The 19,852-nt window shown below is 63.8% G+C and carries 17 protein-coding genes; 15 read left to right on the top strand and 2 right to left on the bottom strand.

The features are described from left to right. The first annotated feature begins 530 nt into the window (after positions 1-530). Positions 531-2,984 (top strand): glycogen/starch/alpha-glucan phosphorylase, encoded by a 2,454-nt coding sequence (locus GCT19_RS23030; RefSeq protein WP_026229007.1) that lies wholly within the window; start codon positions 531-533, stop codon positions 2,982-2,984. Between the two features lie 75 nt (positions 2,985-3,059). On the opposite strand, the gene GCT19_RS23025 is transcribed toward GCT19_RS23030, so the two are convergent. Beyond that, complete coding sequence (locus tag GCT19_RS23025; RefSeq protein ID WP_152853200.1) at positions 3,060-3,449, bottom strand: DUF6232 family protein; 390 nt, start codon at positions 3,447-3,449, stop codon at positions 3,060-3,062. Positions 3,450-3,604: 155 nt separating this feature from the next. Here GCT19_RS23025 and gltS point away from each other — a divergent pair, with 155 nt between their 5' ends. The 9 genes from gltS (at position 3,605) to phaC (ending at position 13,468) form a co-directional block, all read left to right on the top strand. After that, positions 3,605-4,807, top strand: coding sequence for a sodium/glutamate symporter (gltS, locus tag GCT19_RS23020; RefSeq protein ID WP_152853199.1), 1,203 nt, complete (start codon positions 3,605-3,607; stop codon positions 4,805-4,807). Between the two features lie 15 nt (positions 4,808-4,822). Then, on the top strand, positions 4,823-5,683 hold the full coding sequence (locus tag GCT19_RS23015) for a class I SAM-dependent methyltransferase (protein ID WP_152853198.1): 861 nt from the start codon (positions 4,823-4,825) through the stop codon (positions 5,681-5,683). Positions 5,684-5,766: 83 nt separating this feature from the next. Further along, a complete protein-coding gene (locus tag GCT19_RS23010; RefSeq protein WP_152853197.1) occupies positions 5,767-6,228 on the top strand; it encodes a hypothetical protein in 462 nt (153 codons plus the stop codon). Positions 6,229-6,351: 123 nt separating this feature from the next. After that, the gene (locus GCT19_RS23005; protein WP_013091271.1) at positions 6,352-7,356 is read left to right on the top strand and encodes an AraC family transcriptional regulator; all 1,005 of its coding nucleotides are present in this window, start codon (positions 6,352-6,354) and stop codon (positions 7,354-7,356) included. A 213-nt stretch (positions 7,357-7,569) separates the two neighbouring features. After that, the gene (locus GCT19_RS23000) at positions 7,570-9,372 is read left to right on the top strand and encodes an acyl-CoA dehydrogenase (RefSeq protein ID WP_152853196.1); all 1,803 of its coding nucleotides are present in this window, start codon (positions 7,570-7,572) and stop codon (positions 9,370-9,372) included. Positions 9,373-9,441: 69 nt separating this feature from the next. Further along, positions 9,442-10,191, top strand: a complete 750-nt coding sequence (locus GCT19_RS22995) for an electron transfer flavoprotein subunit beta/FixA family protein (protein WP_184130693.1) — start codon at positions 9,442-9,444, stop codon at positions 10,189-10,191. Positions 10,192-10,268: 77 nt separating this feature from the next. Continuing rightward, a complete protein-coding gene (locus GCT19_RS22990) occupies positions 10,269-11,216 on the top strand; it encodes an electron transfer flavoprotein subunit alpha/FixB family protein (protein WP_152853195.1) in 948 nt (315 codons plus the stop codon). Between the two features lie 24 nt (positions 11,217-11,240). Then, complete coding sequence (locus GCT19_RS22985) at positions 11,241-11,711, top strand: MaoC family dehydratase (protein WP_152853194.1); 471 nt, start codon at positions 11,241-11,243, stop codon at positions 11,709-11,711. A 14-nt stretch (positions 11,712-11,725) separates the two neighbouring features. After that, positions 11,726-13,468, top strand: coding sequence for a class I poly(R)-hydroxyalkanoic acid synthase (gene phaC, locus GCT19_RS22980; RefSeq protein WP_193727440.1), 1,743 nt, complete (start codon positions 11,726-11,728; stop codon positions 13,466-13,468). A 71-nt stretch (positions 13,469-13,539) separates the two neighbouring features. On the opposite strand, the gene GCT19_RS22975 is transcribed toward phaC, so the two are convergent. Further along, entirely contained in the window at positions 13,540-14,541 is a 1,002-nt protein-coding gene (locus GCT19_RS22975) for an AraC family transcriptional regulator (RefSeq protein WP_018433631.1), read from the bottom strand. Between the two features lie 242 nt (positions 14,542-14,783). Here GCT19_RS22975 and GCT19_RS22970 point away from each other — a divergent pair, with 242 nt between their 5' ends. The 5 genes from GCT19_RS22970 (at position 14,784) to GCT19_RS22950 (ending at position 19,846) form a co-directional block, all read left to right on the top strand. Beyond that, positions 14,784-15,839 carry a BKACE family enzyme gene (locus tag GCT19_RS22970; RefSeq protein WP_013091278.1) on the top strand — a complete coding sequence of 352 codons (1,056 nt, stop codon included), beginning with the start codon at positions 14,784-14,786 and terminating at the stop codon, positions 15,837-15,839. Positions 15,840-15,992: 153 nt separating this feature from the next. Continuing rightward, positions 15,993-17,315, top strand: a complete 1,323-nt coding sequence (locus GCT19_RS22965) for an MFS transporter (protein ID WP_018433630.1) — start codon at positions 15,993-15,995, stop codon at positions 17,313-17,315. Between the two features lie 106 nt (positions 17,316-17,421). Next, positions 17,422-18,402, top strand: coding sequence for a quinone oxidoreductase family protein (locus tag GCT19_RS22960; protein ID WP_018433629.1), 981 nt, complete (start codon positions 17,422-17,424; stop codon positions 18,400-18,402). 10 nt (positions 18,403-18,412) lie between these two features. Continuing rightward, positions 18,413-19,261, top strand: a complete 849-nt coding sequence (locus GCT19_RS22955) for a TauD/TfdA dioxygenase family protein (protein ID WP_013091281.1) — start codon at positions 18,413-18,415, stop codon at positions 19,259-19,261. An 18-nt stretch (positions 19,262-19,279) separates the two neighbouring features. Further along, positions 19,280-19,846, top strand: coding sequence for an RBBP9/YdeN family alpha/beta hydrolase (locus GCT19_RS22950; RefSeq protein ID WP_018433628.1), 567 nt, complete (start codon positions 19,280-19,282; stop codon positions 19,844-19,846). The last annotated feature ends 6 nt before the right edge of the window (positions 19,847-19,852 follow it).

Below are 19,852 nucleotides of genomic sequence, written 5' to 3'. Positions count from 1 at the left end.
GGCGGCTTGTGCGGCGCAACGTCGCGATTGTTGCAGAGATGGCACGATCGTGCATGGAGGCGGGCAGGCGGACGCAACTAACCGTCAACTCCGCCCCCGTCTCCAAATCGGCCCGGCGCGTCGCGTCGAATGCGACACGCTTACGCGCAAACCGCTCCGCAGGGCGGGCGGCCCGATGGGATCACACAATTAGGGAATGCGCGGCTTCATTCCCCCGTCATGCATCGAAAAAATAATCGATGTGCGTTCCCCAACCCGCTTTCGTCGAACGAATCACGCCCGCCGATGGACATAAAGAGTGCCGCTGCCACGCGGTTTTGCACCGCATCCGGGCGCCCGCCGCGCGCCATCGCGCGGCAACTGGCGAGTCCGGCGGGCATGGCATATGCGTCACCGTCCGCTCGCGCAGCGATGTGCGCGATCCGCAAAATGTCCTACTCTGTTTTTTTAAACCGTTCCGACAGGCACGCGCCTCCCGTCCGTCTCCCGTGCGGTTCGCGTCTGCCATGTCGAACTTCCCGGAGGCTTCGATGACGACCGTCGATCTGGAATTCGACCAGCTCCACAGTACCGTCGACGCGCTACGGCGCTCAATTTCGAATCGCATGATGTACGGCGTCGGCAAGGACGCCATCACCGCTCACCCGCACGACTGGCTGCACGCGGCCGCGCTGGCCGTGCGCGACCGGCTCGTCGCGCGCTGGATGAAGACCACGCGCCTGCAATACGAGCAGGACGTGAAGCGGGTCTACTACCTGTCGATGGAGTTTCTGATCGGCAGGACGTTTACCAACGCGCTGCTCGCGCTCGGCATTCACGATCAGATGAAGGAGGCGCTCGCGAGCCTCGGCGTCGACATGGACGCGCTGATCGATATCGAACCCGACGCCGCGCTCGGCAACGGCGGCCTCGGCCGGCTCGCCGCGTGCTTTCTCGACTCGATGGCGACGCTCGGCATTCCGGGCTTCGGCTACGGTATTCGTTACCAGTACGGCATGTTCCGTCAGGAAATCGTCAACGGCGAGCAGGTCGAGGCCCCCGACTATTGGCTGCGCGCCGGCAATCCGTGGGAATTTCCGCGGCCCGAAATCAAATACATGGTGCACTTCGGTGGCCGCACCGTGCAGCGCGGCGACAAGACCGAATGGATCGACACCGAGCACGTGAACGCGACCGCCTACGACACCGTGATCCCCGGCTACGCGACCGACGCGACCAACACGCTGCGCCTGTGGTCCGCGCGCGCAACCGAGGAACTCGACCTCGGCGCGTTCAATCGCGGTGACTACCGCAATGCGGTCGACACCAAGAACATGTCGGAGAACGTGTCACGGCTGCTCTATCCGGACGACTCGACGCCGGCCGGCCGCGAGTTGCGGCTGCGCCAGGAGTACTTCTTCGTATCGGCGACGATGCAGGATCTGATCCGCCGCTATCAGCGCACGCACAGCACGTTCGGACGCTTCTCGGAGAAGGTCGCGGTGCATCTGAACGACACGCACCCGGTGCTCGCGATTCCCGAGCTGATGCGCCTGCTCGTGGACGTCCATAATCTGCCGTGGGACAAGGCGTGGAAACACGTGACGCAGATCTTCTCGTACACGAATCACACGCTGATGCCCGAGGCGCTCGAAACATGGGATGTCGAAATGCTGTCGCGGCTGCTGCCGCGCCATCTCGAGATCATCTTCGAAATCAACGCGCAGTTTCTGAAGCACGTCAGCGAACAGTCGGGCCACGACGTCGAGATGATCCGCCGTATTTCGCTCGTCGACGAATACGGGCAGCGGCGCGTGCGCATGGCCTATCTGGCGATCGTCGCGAGCCACAAGGTGAACGGCGTGTCGAAGCTGCATTCGCAGCTGATGACGCGCGACATCTTCGCCGACTTCGCGCGCCTCTATCCCGACCGCTTCACCAACGTGACCAACGGCATCACGCCGCGCCGCTGGCTCGCGCAGGCGAGTCCGTCGCTGTCGTCGCTGATCGATGCGCGCATCGGTACGCATTGGCGCAGCAATCTGTTCGAGCTCGAGCAGTTGCGCAATCTGCGCAAGGACGACGAGTTCGTCGACGCGTTCCGTGAGGCCAAACGACAGGCCAAGCTGCGGCTCGTCCACCGGCTCGCGCAGCACACCAAGCTGCACTTCGATCCAAACGCGCTGTTCGATCTGCAGGTCAAGCGCATTCACGAATACAAGCGCCAGTTGCTGAACGTGCTGCACGTGATCGTGCGCTACAACGAGATTCGCGCGAATCCGGAGCGCGACTGGGTGCCGCGCGTCGTGCTGTTCGCGGGCAAGGCGGCGTCCGCGTACCGGATGGCCAAGACGATCATCAAGCTGATCGGCGACGTCAGCGAGAAGGTCAATCACGATCCACTGATCGGCAACAGGCTGAAGGTCGTGTTCGTGCCGAACTACGGCGTGAGCGTCGCCGAGCTGATCATTCCGGCGGCCGATCTGTCCGAGCAGATCTCGATGGCCGGCACCGAGGCGTCGGGTACCGGCAATATGAAGCTCGCGCTCAATGGCGCATTGACGATCGGCACGATGGACGGCGCGAACATCGAAATCTGCGACGCGGTCGGACGAGAGAACATCTTCATCTTCGGCCACAGCGCCGACGAGGTGGACGATCTGCGCGCAAGCGGCTATCGGCCGCGGCAGATTTACGAGGAAAACGAAGCGTTACGCACCGCGCTCGATCAAATTCGCACGGGCTTCTTCTCGCCGGACGATCCGCTGCGCTTCTCGGATATCTTTCACACGCTGGTCGATTGGGGCGATCACTATATGGTGCTTGCCGATTTCGACGCGTTCGCGAAGGCGCAGAACGACGTGGATGCGCGTTTCGTCAACAGGCGCGCGTGGGCCGAAAGCGCGATCGAGAACGTCGCGGGGATGGGGCAGTTCTCGTCGGATCGCACGATCGGCGAGTATGCGCGCAATATCTGGCGCGTGAGTCCGCTCAGTCTGGACTGAGCTGGAGAGCAGCCGTGCGGGGCTGGAACTGAGCGGTCGCGCACGGCTTTTTGATGTCCGGTCGTCGCGCCGGCGTCAAACCTTGGGCGCAGCCGCCGCGGCCTTCGCCCGATGCACGGCCTCGCCGACGCGTTCGACGAACTCGCGATCCGTGCTCATCAGCGCCTCGCGCTCGCCTTCGGCCGTCTTGACCATCAACCGATGCGTGACGTCCTGAGTCACCCAGGTCAGCCAGCCGACCACGACCAGCATCGCCCCGGATACGAGTCCCGAAGCCGAATGCAGCACACCGCCGACGATCGCGCCGATCAGCCCCGCCACCGAGATCACCAGCGGCACGACCTTGTTCTTCTGCACGGTCACGACCTGCACGTCGACGATATCGCGCAGCGGAAAGACCTGACCCGCGGCCGAAAGAGCGTTGCGCGTGACCGACACGCCGCGATCGTTGAAAGGGATATCCATCGTTTCAGTGCAAGGGTGGTGAAGCGCGCAGCGTAGCAGACTTCGTCGCGGGCAGTGGCGCGACGTCATGCGCCGATTGCATTGCGTCAAGGAAAATCATACTTTGCCTGGGCGGATTGGCTAAGATGTCGCAGGTTCGCGCTCGGAGGCCATTGATGACTGTCGGCGTATATGCCACGCTGGTCGCGACGTCGCTCGTGCTGCTGCTCGGCGAAAAGCTCGTGCAATGGATCGGCGTGCTACGGACCTATTCGATTCCGGCGCCGGTGGCAGGCGGGCTCATCGTCGCGATCTGCGTGCTGATCACACGCATCACCACCCAGGTGCAAGTCAGGTTCGATTCGACGCTGCAGGCGCCGCTGATGCTCGCGTTCTTTTCGACGATCGGGCTGAATGCGCACCTGTCGAATCTGAAGGCGGGCGGGCCGGTGTTGATCCGCTTTCTCACGCTGGTCAGTGGGCTGCTGATCCTGCAGAACGTGATCGGCATCCTGCTCGCGTTCGCGCTCGGCGTCGATCCGCTGCTCGGCATTCTTGGCGGCTCGGTCACGATGTCGGGCGGGCACGGCACCGGCGCCGCGTGGAGCCAGGTCTTCACCGAACGTCACGGGCTGGAGTCGGCGACAGAAATCGCGATCGGCTGTGCGACGTTTGGACTCGTGATGGGCGGCGTGCTCGGCGGTCCGGTCGCACGGCTGCTGATGCGGCGGATCAGCGCCGACGAATTGCTGCGCGTCCAGCAGCTAGCGGACGAAACGCTGGTCTTCGAAGAGCCGAAGGCGGAGCAGGCCACCACGCCCGCCGCGATCATCACGACGCTCGCGCTGATCTCGATCTGCCTCGCGGGCGGCGAAGTGTTTGCCGACTGGATCGCGAACACCGTGTTCGAATTGCCGACGTTCGTCTGCACGCTGTTCATCGGCGTGATCCTGAACAACGTGCTGGCGCTCGCGCGCGTGCGGATCGACCAGCACGCGGTCGCGCTGGTCGGCAACGTCGCGCTCGCGCTATTTCTCGCGATGGCGCTGATGCGGCTCGATCTATGGGAGCTTGCCGCGCTCGCATTGCCGATCATCTCGATCCTCGCGGCGCAGACGCTGCTGATGGCGCTCTACGCGATCTTCATCACGTTCCCCGCGATGGGCCGCAACTACGACGCGGTCGTGTTGTGCGCGGCGCAATGCGGGCTCGGACTTGGCGCCACGCCGACCGCGATCGCGAACATGCAGGCGATCACGAACCGCTTCGGCCATTCCCATATCGCGTTCCTGATCGTGCCGATGACGGGCGCGTTTTTCATGGACATCGTCAACGCGATCGTGATCAAACTGTTTCTCACGCTGCCGTTTTTCCATTGAGCCCGCGCAAATACCATGAGCAATCAACCACACATCGCACCCGACAGCACCGCGGCGCGCGTCGCACTATGGCGTGCGCTGCACGTGCAAGCCGACGCGCCGCCGCACGTGCTCGAAGACGAAGTCGGCTTGCAGTTGCTGGCGCCCGCCGAAAACTGGCACAGCCGCGGCGACATGGACCCGAGGTTCACGCGGCCGTTTCGCGCGTCGATCGTCGCGCGCGCACGTTTTATCGAGGATCTGGTCGTCGAGCAGGCCGGGCGCGGTGTGGATCAATACGTGATCCTGGGCGCCGGTCTCGATAGCTTCGCGCAACGCCGGCCCGATATCGCGTCGCGGCTCACCGTGTTCGAGGTCGATCCGCCGGGACCGCAAACGTGGAAGCGTCAGCGGCTCAGCGAGCTGGGTTACGGCCTGCCGGACTGGCTGCGTTTCGTGCCGGTCGACTTCGAAGCGGGCGACAGCTGGCGGCAGCGTCTCGTCGCCGAAGGCTTCGACGAAAGCAGGCCCGCCGTCGTCGTGTCGACCGGCGTCAGCATGTATTTGACCAGGGAGGCGAATGCGGCGACGCTGCGCGAAGTGGCCGGGCTCGCGCGCGGCTCGACGTTCGCGATGACGTTCCTGTTGCCGCTGGAGATGGCGGACCCGGACGTGCGCCCCGGACTCGAAATGGCGGAGAGGGGCGCGCGTGCGAGCGGGACACCGTTCATCAGCTTCTTCATGCCGCAGCAGATGATCGCGATGGCGCGTGAAGCGGGCTTTGACGACGCGCGGCATGTGTCCGCGGCCGATCTGACGCAGCGCTACTTCGCGGCTCGCAAGGATGGGCTGCGCCCGCCGGACAATGCGGAAGAATTGCTGGTGGCGAACACCTAGGGGCCGCTGCGGTGTGTTGAATGCGCGATCGCGCTCCTCTCGCGGCTATAATCGCGCTCGAACATGGCCTCCGAAGTCTACTCATGAAAAAGATCGCAGCCTTCGCACTCGTCGCATGTGCACTCGCCGCCTGCTCGTCCACGGAAAAGCAGGCGCAGCGGGCCCAGCAGGAAATCCTTCATAGCGAGCCGAACCTTCTCGCCGCGCAACGCGACGCGGTGATCGATTGCACGCCGGCGAATTGCGATGCCGCGTGGGCGGCGACGAAGCGCTATATCGAGCAGCACTCCGACACGCACGTGATCCGCTCGGACGCGATCGCAATCGATACCGACGTGCCCGACGATTCGGGCAAGGCCGCTTTTTCAGCGACCCGCGCGAACAAGAGCACGGGCGGCGCGACGCTGTCGCTGTTCGCGCAGTGCCGCGGCATGTATGGGCCCGATAGCGCGAAGGGCGACGACTATGACGAGTGCGCCGACAAGATCCTGAAGACCCAGAACGGCTACGTGCCGTATCTGCGCTCGCACGCATCGGCGCAATAGCAGACCGGCTGCCAGAACCGCGGGGGCCCCAAACGCGGCACTAGCGTAGCGATTCGCCGAACCCTCGCCACGATGCGGCGGGAGGCGCTATGCTGATGCGTCATCGCCTCGCGGAACCCTGTCATGCAAGCTCCTGGCGCTACCGTACCGATCTCGCTCGTCAATGGGTTCCTCGGCAGCGTCGGGACACGGCCGGATATCGTCGACCGGCATCTGTCCGGCGCGAACATTCCACGCGCGCTTCTGAACCAGCCTGGCGCGCGCGTCACCGAGGAACAGTTCTCGACGCTCTACCGCTCTCTCGCGATCGAACTCGACGATGAGATGCCCGGCGTTTTCTCGCGCCCGCTGCGTAGCGGCGCGCTCAAGTTTCTGTGCCTGAGCCTGCTGGATGCGCCGAATCTCGAAACCGCGATGCATCGGTTCGGCCAGTTCTTCCATCTGGTGCTCGACGACTTCCGTTTCGAGTCGCGCCGCGGCGACCTGGTCGCGACGCTGGCGCTGCATCCGGGAAGCACCGGAGCGCTGCCCAGCATGCTGGCCCAGGAGCTGATGCTGAAGCTCGCGCATGGGATCGCGTCCTGGCTGATCGGTCAGCGGATCGCATTGCTCCAGGTGCAGTTTTCCTTTCCCCGTCCCGCTCACGCGCTCGAGTATCTCTATCTGTTTCCCGGACCGGCGAAGTTCGACTGCAATCAGACCTCGATGCAGTTCAGCAGTAGCTATTTCGACCTGCCCGTGCGGCAGCGCAAGGCGAACCTGCGCAGGTTTCTCGCTCGCGCGCCGGAAGACTGGATCTTCGTTTCGTTCAACGAGCAGCTGTTCAGTCATCGCGTGCGGGAACATCTCGCGTCCCGGCTGCCCGACGTCCCATCCATCGAAGAGGCGGCGGAAGGCCTGCACTGTTCGGTCAGAACGCTATGCCGTCATCTTGCCGCCGAGGGCACGGCGTTCCAGGTGCTCAAGGACGAACTGCGCCGCGACATCGCGATCCAGCGCCTGACCGGAACGCACGAGCCCATCGCCATCATCGCGGGCGACGTCGGCTTCGGCGACCCCACCGCATTCCACCGAGCGTTCCGTCACTGGACCGGCAGCACCCCGGCGGCCTATCGCCGGGGCGGTTGAACCTGGTCATATCAAGCGTCGGCAGCACCCACCGACGCATTTCCCACGGGGCGTTTACTTCCTCCGACGTGGCCAGAGATGTCAATAGATCGTCCGGTTTGGACAACCGGGCAGGGCCTGTCCGACGCTACGATTCAGCCATACGTTACCCCCGGCCGCATCGGTGCCAGACGGGTGACTTTCCCCACGGACTATCTGATCGGAAGAATGGTAATGAGCTACGTCGCGCCTCTCAAAGACATGGTGTTTGCAATCACGGAACTGGCCGGAATCGACCAACTGGCGGGCTTGCCCGGCTGCGAGGACGCGACCGCCGATACCGCTCGCGCGGTGCTCGAAGAGGCCGCGCGCCTGCACGAAGGCGTGCTCGCGCCGCTGAACGTCGACGGCGACCGCAACCCGAGCACGTGGAAGGATGGCGCGGTGACCGCGACGGCCGGTTTCAAGGACGCGTTTCGCCAGTTCACCGAAGGCGGCTGGCAGGGTTTGCAACATCCGTCTGAATACGGCGGTCAGGACTTGCCCAAGCTGCTGTCGACGCCTTGCATCGAAATGCTCAACGCGGCCAATCTGTCGCTCGGGCTGTGCCCGCTGTTGACCGACGGCGCGATCGAAGCGCTGCTGACGGCGGGTAGCGAAGAGCTGAAGCAGCGCTACGTGCCGAAGATGATCTCCGGCGAGTGGACCGGCACGATGAATCTGACCGAGCCGCAAGCGGGCTCCGACCTGTCGCTGGTGCGCACCCGCGCCGAGCCGCAGGGCGACGGCTCGTACCGGATCTTCGGCACGAAGATTTTCATCACGTGGGGCGAGCACGACATGACGGAAAACATCGTGCATCTGGTGCTCGCACGCACGCCGAGCGCGCCTGAAGGCGTGAAAGGCATTTCGCTGTTCGTCGTGCCGAAGTTTCTGGTCAACGAAGACGGTTCGCTCGGCGAGCGCAACGACGTGCACTGCGTATCGATCGAACACAAGCTCGGCATCAAGGCGAGCCCGACCGCCGTGCTGCAGTTCGGCGATCACGGCGGCGCGATCGGCCAGCTCGTCGGCGAGGAGAACCGCGGTCTGGAATACATGTTCATCATGATGAATGCCGCGCGCTTCGCGGTGGGCGTGCAGGGCGTGGCGATCTCGGATCGCGCGTACCAGCAGGCCGTCGCGTATGCGAAGGAGCGCGTGCAGAGCCGTCCGGTGGATGGCTCCGCGAAGCAGTCGGTCGCGATCATCCAGCACCCGGACGTGCGCCGCATGCTGTCGACGATGCGCGCGCTGACCGAAGGCGCACGCGCACTGGCGTATGTGTCGGCCTCGCACTGCGATCTCGCGCATCGTCATCCGGACGGCGCGACGCGTGCGAATCATCAGGCGATCTACGAATACCTGGTGCCGATCGTGAAGGGCTGGAGCACGGAGATGTCGCTGGAGGTGACCAGTCTCGGCGTGCAGGTGCACGGCGGCATGGGCTTCATCGAGGAAACCGGCGCCGCGCAGTACTACCGCGACGCGCGCATTCTGCCGATCTACGAAGGCACGACGGCGATCCAGGCGAACGATCTCGTCGGCCGCAAGACCGTGCGCGACAACGGCGAGGTGGCGGGGATGCTGCTCGCGCAAATCGACGCGACGCTGGCTGCGGTGCAAGGGCACCCCTCGTATGGTTCGAACGCGGCTTTCCAGGCGATGCACCGTCATCTGTCCGCCGGCCGCAACGCATTGCACAGCGCGGTGCGCTACGTGGTCGAGAACGTCAAGCGCGATCCGAATGGGGTGTTCGCGGGCAGTGTCTCTTATCTGATGCTCGCGGGCATCGTGCTCGCGGGTTGGCAAGTCGCCCGCTCGCTCGTGCTCGCCGCCGACAAGCGCGACGAAGATCCGGGCTTCTACGACGCGAAGATCGCGACCGCGCACACCTACGCGACGCAGGTGCTGCCCCGTGCAATCGCGCTCGAAGCGACGATTCGCGGCGCTCGCGATGGCGAAGGCGCGTTGGCGCTGCGCGAAGACCAGTTCTGATCGATCAACGGACGTAATGTCATTCAAAACGATAGGGCTCGGCCCTATCGGTGTGGGAAGGAGAGAGTTGTGAGAGTTCTTGTAGCAGTCAAGCGAGTGGTCGACTACAACGTGAAGGTCCGCGCGAAGTCGGACGGTACGGGCGTCGATATTGCGAACGTGAAAATGTCGATGAACCCGTTCGACGAAATCGCGGTTGAAGAAGCCGTGCGTCTGAAGGAAGCGGGTGTCGTGACCGAAGTGGTCGCCGTGTCGGCTGGTGTTGCGCAGTCGCAGGAAACGCTGCGCACCGCGCTCGCGATCGGTGCGGATCGCGCGATCCTGATCGAATCGAACGAAGAGCTGCAGCCGCTCGCAGTCGCGAAGCTGCTGAAGGCGCTGGTCGACAAGGAGCAACCGCAGCTGGTGATTCTCGGCAAACAGGCCATCGACGACGACTCCAATCAGACCGGCCAGATGCTCGCCGCGCTGGCGAACCTGCCGCAGGCGACGTTCGCGTCGAAGGTGATTGTCGCGGACGGCAAGGCGACGGTGTCGCGTGAAGTGGACGGCGGCGCCGAAACGCTGTCGCTGACGCTGCCGGCTGTGGTGACGACCGATCTGCGCCTGAACGAGCCGCGCTACGTGACGCTGCCGAACATCATGAAGGCCAAGAAAAAGCCGCTGGAAACGATCAAGCCCGAAGACCTCGGTGTGGACGTCACGCCGCGTCTGAAGACGCTGAAAGTCGCCGAGCCTCCGAAGCGCTCCGCCGGTGTGAAGGTGCCGGACGTGAAGACGCTGGTCGAGAAGCTGAAGACCGAAGCGAAGGTGCTTTAAGTAGAACGGCAACTATGTTGCATGGGACTGGAGTAAGCGCTAAAGCGCCAACTCCAGTCGACACGGAGACAGAGCAAATGACGAATCTGGTAATTGCAGAACACGATAACGCGTCGATCAAGGCCGCGACGCTGAACACGATCGCAGCGGCACAGAAGATCGGCGGTGATATTCACGTGCTGGTTGCGGGTCACAATGCGCAGGCCGCGGCCGATGCGGCAGCGAAGATCGCCGGCGTCGCCAAGGTACTGCTGGCCGACGCGCCGCAACTCGAAGCGGGTCTCGCGGAAAACGTCGAAGCGACGGTGCTGACGCTGGTACGAGATGCGGCGAAGAACTACACGCACATCCTCGCGCCGGCTACCGCGTACGGCAAGAACGTCGCGCCGCGTATCGCCGCGAAGCTCGACGTCGCGCAGATCAGCGACATCACCGCAGTGGATAGCGCCGACACGTTCGAGCGTCCGATCTACGCGGGCAACGCGATTGCGATCGTGCAATCGGCTGATCCGATCAAGGTCATCACGGTACGTTCGACCGGCTTCGACGCCGTCGCAGCCGAAGGCGGCAGCGCAGCGGTCGAAAAGATCGAAGCCGCAGCCGACGCCGGCATCTCGCAGTTCGTGAGCCGCGAAGTGACGAAGCTCGATCGTCCGGAATTGACGAGCGCGAAGATCATCGTGTCGGGCGGCCGTGGTCTGGGCAATGGCGAGAACTACACGAAGGTTCTGGAACCGCTGGCCGACAAGCTCGGCGCGGCGCTCGGCGCATCGCGCGCAGCCGTCGACGCGGGCTTCGTGCCGAACGACTACCAGGTCGGCCAGACCGGCAAGATCGTCGCGCCGCAACTGTACGTCGCGGTCGGCATCTCGGGTGCGATCCAGCACCTCGCCGGCATGAAGGACTCGAAGGTCATCGTCGCGATCAACAAGGACGAAGAAGCGCCGATCTTTAGCGTGGCCGATTATGGCCTCGTCGGTGATCTGTTCACCCTCGTGCCGGAACTCGAGCAGGCGCTCGGCTAACCGCCCCCAGCAAGCGGAATAATCATGAATGAACTTAACGGATACGATTTCGAAGACCTGCGACCGGGCATGAGTGCCCGCTTCGCCAAGACCATCACGGAGGCGGACATTCTGTTCTTCGCGAGCGCGTCGGGAGACATCAACGCGGTTCACATCAACGAGCAGTTTGCGCAAACCACACCCTTCAAGGGGCGCATCGCTCACGGCATGCTGACTGCCAGCATCATCTCCGCGGCGCTCGCGGGGCAACTGCCCGGTCCGGGCACGATCTACCTCGGCCAGAACCTGCGCTTCAAGGCGCCGGTCCGGCCCGGCGAAACCGTGCAGGCCGAGGTGACGGTCAAGGAACTGATTCACGACAAGCGCCGCGTGGTGCTGTCCACCGTTTGCACGGTCGGCGGCAAGGTGGTGGTCGAAGGCGACGCGACGGTGATGCCGACATCGTGCCACGACCGTGTCGTCGCGGACCCGGCTTGCGCCGTCGGCGAAGCATGATAGCGAGCCCCGCCATGAGAATGCCATTCAGCATGCCACACGAGTTTTCCACGGGCTGGGTCAAGGCCGGCTTCGATTTCTGGCGTTTTTCGCCGCTCAAGGATGAATTCGATGCGACGGTGCCTGACACCGGCGGCTCGGACTTCGATGTCGACGGGCCGTTCGCGCGAGGCTCCGTGACCCACACGAGCGCCCACTACCTGCAACAGCAGGCGCAACTGTGGAGCGACGCCGTCGCGGGATTGATCGGCGGGCGCACGGAGTTGAAGGCGGTCGCCGCACCCGAGCAGGGAGACCGGCGCTTTCACGCCGACGACTGGTCCAGCAACGGCTGGTACAGCCTTCTGAAACAGAGCTATCTGATCAATGCCCGCGCGCTCGCGGACCTCGTCGAGGCGAGTACGCTCGATGAAAAGGGCAAGCATAAGCTGCGCTTTTTCATGCGCCAGTTCATCGACTTCGCCAGCCCCGCGAATTTCCTCGCGACGAATCCAGAGGTCCTCCGGGAGGCCGTGGAATCGGGCGGATCGAGCCTGCTCTCGGGCGTCACGCATCTGCTCGACGATCTGGGCAGCGGCTCGATTTCGATCACCGACCGACGCGCGTTCGAAGTGGGCCGCAGCGTCGCCACGTCCAGCGGCGCGGTGGTCTATGAAAACGATCTGTTTCAGCTGATCCAGTACGAGCCGCTGACGCCGAAGGTCGCCGCGCGGCCGGTCGTGATCGTGCCGCCGTGCATCAACAAGTTCTACATCCTGGATCTGCAGCCCGAGAATTCCTTCGTGCGCTTCGCCTCCGAGCAGGGCCTGACGGTGTTCGTCGTGTCGTGGCGCAACCCGCAGCAGGACATGGCGCAGACCACGTGGGACGCCTATCTCGAGGACGGCGTGATGCAGGCGCTCGAGGTGGCGCGTGAGATTAGCCGGGCCGACCAGGTCAATGCATTGGGCTGGTGCGTGGGCGGCACGATGCTGTCGTCGGCGCTGGCAGTCATGCGTGCGAACGGCGACGACTCCGTAGCGAGCCTGACACTGTTGACCGCATTGCTCGACTTCACCGATCCGGGGGATCTCGGCGTGTTCATCGACGAGCAGGGCGTGACGATGCGCGAGCATACGATCGGTCGCGGCGGCCTTTATCCGGGCCGCGAACTCGGCTTCGTGTTCCAGGCGCTGCGTGCCAACGATCTGATCTGGCCGTATGTCGTGAACAATTACCTGAAAGGCAAGACTCCGGCGGCGTTCGATCTGCTGTACTGGAACGCGGACACGACCAATCTGCCCGGCCCGATGTACAGCTTCTATCTGCGCAACATGTACCTCGAAAACAGTCTGCGCGTGCCGAACAAACTGACGTTTTGCAACACGCCGGTGGATCTCGGCAACATCGATATCCCAAGCTATCTGATGGCGGCCGAGGAAGATCACATCGTGCCGTGGCGATCCGCCTATCAGTCGACGCAATTACTGGGCGGTCATACCGAGTTCGTGCTCGGGGCAAGCGGCCATATCGCGGGTGTGATCAATCCGGCGTCGAAGAACAAGCGCAGCTACCGGACCAACGATACCTGCAACGAAAACGCCGACGAGTGGCTCGCCACCTCGGTTCAGCAGCGCGGCAGCTGGTGGAATCACTGGATCGAGTGGGTCAAGCAGCATTCCGGCGAGCAGGTCGACGCGCGTACGAAGCTCGGCAACAGGAAGTACAAGGCTATCGAGAGCGCACCGGGCCGCTATGTGAAGCTTCGCGCGGAATGAGCGGATCGCGATAGTGCGGCAACGACGGAGTGTGATGTCCAGTGCATCACACTCCGCTTTTTTTTTTGCGGTCACTTCGCATGGCTCGCGCGCCAGTCGCGCGGCGTCATGTGGAAGCGCGACACGAACCAGTTCGTGAACGATCCCTGTTGCGCGTAGCCGAGCAGCGCCGACACACGTCCGATCGGGTAGGTGGGATTGCTCATGTAGCGCACGGCGAGTTCGCCGCGCACTTCCTCGACCTGATCCGAGAAGCTGGTGCCGGCCGAATTCAACTGCCGTTGCATGGTGCGCACGCTCAGATGCAGATAACGTGCGACCAGCTCGGCGTTCGCCTGCTCGAGCGGCAGCAGCAGGTAGATCGCCTTGCGCACTTCGAGCGCGGCCGATTCGGCGGCGCTCGCGTTCAGCGGAGAGGCGAGGCTCTCCGCATAGCGCACGAGCTCGGGATCGGCCAGCGGATTCGGGTAGTCGAGATCGGCGCTCGCGCAGACGAAGCCATTGAAGTCGCTGCCGAACTGCAGCGGACAGCCGAAGAAGCGCCGATGGAACGTCAGGTCCTTCGGTGCGGCGTGTGTGAAATGGAGCTCGCGCGGTTTCCAGAACTTGCCGAGCAGAGCACTGGAGTGTCGCGCGAGCACAGCGAGCGCCAGTTCGATCGCCTGCTTCGTCGGGGTACCCGGTTCGACGACGAGTTCCTCCCGAATGGTGACCGTTTTGTCCGCGTCCTCGACGTACACCGCCAGCGCTTCGTTGAGCAGATGACGGTATTCGGCCGCGGCCAGCAACACTTCGCGCAGCGTGCGTTTGTGCGCGAGCAGGACGTTGATCACACCGCTGCCGAAGGTCTGCCGCGTTTCCGCCATTTGCAGCGCGAAGGTCGGGCACGACGCCTTTTGGGCCGTCATTTCGAGCAGCCGGCAACAGGCAGTGGCCGATACGCGATCGTCCGGATTCGCGAGCGCGCCGGCATCGATGCCGGCCTGTTTCGCGAGTTCGACCGGATTCAGTCCAAGCCGCCGCGCCACCTCGAAATAACCGCTCATGGCTACCGACGTCACCATCGTTTCCATCGTAGTTTCTCCGGACGATTCAAACGCTGAGTCTTTTTCTAGTCATTAAACGCTTGCTTCGCGCAATTATTGGTGTTAACGCGCAGTGGCACGAATCGCTAAAAGGATGGCGTCCAATCATAAAAGTGTAGCGCTTGATTCCCGTATCGTGTGCACATGTCGTTCGATGTGTTCCAGCAGATTTTCATGCGACCTCGCGATAGCGGAACACAGTCACTTCACAACTGGATGGAGGCAATCAAATGCAATTTCTCGACGATTCGCTGCACCCTGAGAATCAGGACAAGGTAGTCATCACCACCGCCCCTTACGGCCCGGAATGGATGCCCGCGGACTTCCCGGAAGACATCCCGGTGACAATGGATCAGCAGATCCAGAAGGCCGTCGATTGCTACAACGCGGGCGCCACGGTGCTGCACCTGCACGTGCGTGAACTGGACGGCAAGGGCTCGAAGCGCCTGTCGAAGTTCAATGAACTGATCGCGGGTGTGCGCGCCGCTGTGCCCGACATGATCATTCAGGTCGGTGGCTCGATTTCGTTTGCACCGGAAGACGACGGCCAGGCCGCGAAGTGGCTGTCCGACGATACGCGCCATATGCTGGCCGAACTCGATCCGAAGCCGGACCAGGTGACGGTTGCGATCAATACCACGCAGATGAACATCATGGAGTTGCTCTATCCCGAGTATCTGGCGGGCACCTCGCTTTCCAACCCCGCGTTCATGGCCGCCTATAGCGAAATGACGGTTCCGGCCGGTCCCGCATGGGTCGAGGAGCATCTGCGCCGCCTGCAGGCTGCGGGCATCCAGCCGCACTTCCAGCTCACCGGCATTCACGCGCTCGAAACGCTCGAACGCCTCGTGCGCAAGGGCGTCTACAAGGGCCCGCTGAACCTGACGTGGATCGGCATCGGTGGCGGCTTCGACGGCCCGAACCCGTTCAACTTCTTCAACTTCGTGCATCGCGCGCCGGATGGCTGCACGCTGACCGCCGAGTCGCTGCTGAAGAACGTGCTGCCGTTCAACATGATGGCGATGTCGATGGGCTTGCATCCGCGCTGCGGCATCGAGGACACGATCATCGATCAGCACGGTAAGCGCTTCACGTCGGTACAGCAGATCGAGCAGTGCGTGCGCGTAGCGCGCGAACTGGGCCGCGAAATTGCCAGTGGTAAAGAAGCCCGCGAGATCTATCGTATTGGTGTGCAGTACGAGACGGTCGAAGAAACGCTCAGCGCCAACGGTATGGCGCCGAACCGCCAGGCCGGCGTCAGGAACCTGCCGCTTCGCGCGGCGTGAATGCCGGAAGCCCGGGCCGAGGCGTTGGCCGAGGCGGGGCTTCTGGGTAACGCTCCCGCCGCATAGCGGGAGCAGATAGCTGAATCCATAACAGGTCGCCGGCCCACGCGGGCAAGGCGGCCGCCACGGAGTCAGCGTGGAAGGAGACTAAACATGCTCGTTCAGCATGCAGCGCCCACGGCGGGCGAAGTTTCGGTAGCAAAGACGGATGTGCGCGCTTATGCGTGGGTGGTGTTTGCGTTGACGGTCGGATTGCTGCTTTCCGACTATATGTCGCGGCAGGTGTTGAATGCAGTGTTTCCGCCGCTCAAGGCGGCATGGCATCTGTCCGATGCGCAGCTGGGTTCGCTCAGCAGCGTGGTCGCGCTGATGGTCGGTGTGCTCACGTTTCCGCTGTCGGTACTGGCCGACCGCTGGGGCCGCGTGAAGAGCATCGTGCTGATGGCGGCGATGTGGAGTCTCGCGACGGTGGGCTGCGCAATCTCGGCGAACTATGGGCAGTTGCTGCTGGCGCGTGCCTTCGTCGGAATCGGTGAAGCGGCGTATGGCAGCGTCGGCATCGCAGTTGTGCTGAGCATCTTTCCGGTGCGGCTGCGCTCCACGCTGACCGGCACCTTCATGGCGGGCGGCGCGTTCGGCTCGGTGCTGGGCATGGCGCTCGGCGGCGCGGTGGCGGCTCACCTCGGCTGGCGCGCGGCATTCGGCGCGATGGCGGCGATGGGGATCGTGCTGGTCGTGATCTACCGCCTCGTCGTCACCGAAAAGCGTCTTGCGCCGCTGCAGCCGGCGAGCGTGACGAAGCAGACGCAAACGCGCGGCATGCGCATGAGCCTGCGCGAGTTGATGAAGGGCTTGTTTTCGACGAAGTCCGTGGTGTGCGCCTACGTGGGCAGCGGTCTGCATCTGATGGTTCCCGCCGCTGTGTGGGCGTGGATGCCGAGCTTCCTGAATCGCTACTACGGCATGGCCACCGGCAAGGCTGCGATGTGCGCGGCGGTGTTCGTGCTGGTGACCGGGGTGGGCATGGTGGTGTGCGGGAACCTCGCCGACCGGCTCAGCAAGAACGTGCGGGAACGCAAGTGGAGCGCTGCGATCGCCTACTGCCTCGCCTGTTTCGTCCTGCTCGCGATTGGCTTCCACATGCCGGCGGGGCCGTGGCAACTGATCGTGATCGGTGTCGGCATGTTCTTTTGCGCCGGTGCGAGCGGCCCGTCGGGTGCGATGGTGGCGAACCTCACGCCGCCGACCATTCATGCCTCGGCGTTTGCGACGCTGACGCTCGCGAACAACCTGCTGGGCCTCGCGCCAGCGGCTGTTCTGACGGGGATCATCGCCGATCGGATCGGACTGCTGGGCGCGTTGCAACTGGTGCCGTTCGCACCGCTCGTCGCGGCCGCCGCATTCATGATCGGCAAGCGGAACTACTCGGGCGATCTGGATCGGCTGAACACGCTACGCGAGCAGGCCACGCGCTGACATCGGATGGTGCCGCGCGGACGGCGCGGAGAACGGAACCTGTAATGCGCCGCGAGCGCAACGAATTCTGCGAAGTGCAGATCAAGCAAAGAATTGGAGAGTCGACATGGCAAAGGCAGTGCGTTTTCATGAAACCGGTGGTCCCGAGGTCCTGCGCTACGAGGACGTCGAAGTGGGTAACCCGGGTCCCGGCCAGGTTCGCCTGCGCCACCAGGCCGTGGGCCTGAACTTCGCCGATACCTACTTCCGTAGCGGCCTGTATCCGGTCCCGCTGCCCGCGGGGATGGGCGTGGAAGCCGCGGGCGTGGTCGAGGCCGTTGGCCCGGACGTCACGAACGTCGCGGTGGGGGATCGAGTGACCTACACGGGCTTCATCAACACGCTCGGCGCGTACAGCACCGAACGCCTGATTCCGGCCGCGCCGCTGATCCGGCTGCCCGATGCGATCGACTGCGAAACGGCTGCCGGCATGACCATGCGCGGCCTGACCGCCGCGTACCTGATGCGCCGCATTCACGACTTCAAGGCGGGCGACACGATCCTTCTGCATGCCGCCGCCGGCGGTGTCGGCCTGATCGTTTCGCAGTGGGCGAAGCTGCTGGGTCTGACCGTGATCGGCACGGTTTCGAGCGAGGCCAAAGGCGAGGTAGCGCGCGCGCATGGCTGCGATCACGTCATCAACTACAGCAGCGAAGACGTCGCCAGACGCGTACGCGAACTGACCGATGGCGTCGGCGTGAACGTCGTGTTCGACAGCGTCGGCAAGGACACCTTTGAGGCTTCGCTCGATTCGCTGAAGCGTCGCGGTCTGCTGGTTTGCGTCGGCACGGCCTCCGGCCCGATTCCGCCGTTCAATCCGCAACTGCTGGCAATGAAAGGCTCGCTGTATCTGACCCGCCCGGCTCTGGCTGATTACATCGCCGATCCGGCCGAGAAGGACGAGCTGGCCGGCGAAATCTTCGGCTTGATCGCCTCCGGACGCATCAAGATCGAATTGAATCAGCGCTATGCGCTCGAGGATGCGGCGCAAGCGCATCGTGATCTGGAATCGCGCAAGACGACGGGTTCGTCGGTCTTCATTATCTAAGGAGCTAGCCATGCGAGTCGAACAACTGACGTACTCGATCGGCGCGGAACTGACCGGCGTGAATGTCGCTCACGCCATCCATGACGACGGCCTGTTTGCGGAGATCCGTTCCGCGCTGCTGAAGCACCGGGTGCTGTTCCTGCGCGACCAGGACATCACGCGCGCCGAACACGTGGCGTTCGCGCGCCGCTTCGGCGAACTGGAAGACCATCCGGTCGCGGGCAGCGATCCGGAAAATCCGGGCCTCGTGCGTATCTACAAGACCCCGGACCAGCCCAACGACCGGTATGAAAACGCGTGGCATGCCGACGCCACGTGGCGCGAAAAGCCGCAGTTCGGTGCCGTGCTGCGCTGTGTCGAGTGTCCGCCCGTCGGTGGCGACACGATGTGGGCGAACATGGTCCTCGCCTACGAGAATCTGCCGGCGTACGTGAAGGCGCAGATCGCGGACCTGCGCGCGCGCCACAGCATCGAGGCGAGCTTCGGTGCCGCGATGCCGATCGAAAAGCGTCTGGCGCTGAAGGCGCAGTTTCCGGACGCGGAGCATCCGGTCGTGCGCACGCATCCGGAAACGGAGGAGAAGGTGCTGTTCGTGAGCGCTTTCACGAGCCATTTCACGAACTTCCATACGCCGGAGCGGGTGCGCTTCGGTCAGGACGCGAATCCGGGCGCGGGCGATCTGCTGCGCTATCTGATCAGCCAGGCGTACATCCCCGAGTACCAGGTGCGCTGGCGCTGGCAGAAGAACAGCATCGCGATCTGGGACAACCGCAGCACGCAGCACTATGCGGTGATGGATTACCCGCCATGCCATCGCAAGATGGAACGCGCCGGCATTATCGGCGACAAGCCGTACTGAACCAGTAAGTAGCTTCCCATGAATTACGAATTGAAACCGACCATTCTGATGGTCCCGGGCTTGCGCGACCATGTCCCGGAGCATTGGCAAACCCTGTTGCAGCAACGGCTGCCGAAAGCGCTGTCGGTGCCGCCGCTCGAACACGACAAGCTCAGCTGCGCGGCACGGGTAGCGGCGCTCGATGCGGCGCTCGCGAAAATCGACGGCCCGGTGATTCTGGTCGCGCATAGCGCGGGCGTGATGATCACCGTGCAGTGGGCGGCGCAGCACAAGCGCGAGATTCACGGTGCGCTGCTCGCGGCGCCCGCGGACCTCGAAACGCCGATGCCGGCGGGCTATCCGGAGCTGGATACGCTGGAGCAGAACGGCTGGCTGCCGATTCCGCGCAAGCGTCTGCCGTTCCCGAGCATCGTCGGCGCGAGCCGCAACGATCCGCTCGCACGGTTCGAGCGGGTGCAGGACATGGCGCAGGACTGGGGCAGCCGCCTCGTCGATCTCGGCGAAGTGGGGCACCTCAACCCCGCGTCGGGCTTTGGCGAATGGCCGATGGCGGAGACGTTGATTCGCCGCCTGGTGCTGATGTGACGCGGC

The sequence above is a fragment of the Paraburkholderia atlantica genome, assembly GCF_009362785.1.
Classification (GTDB): Bacteria; Pseudomonadota; Gammaproteobacteria; order Burkholderiales; family Burkholderiaceae; genus Paraburkholderia; species Paraburkholderia atlantica.
The sequence above is the reverse complement of the archived record's forward strand: the minus strand, read 5'-3'. Positions and strand labels throughout refer to the sequence as shown.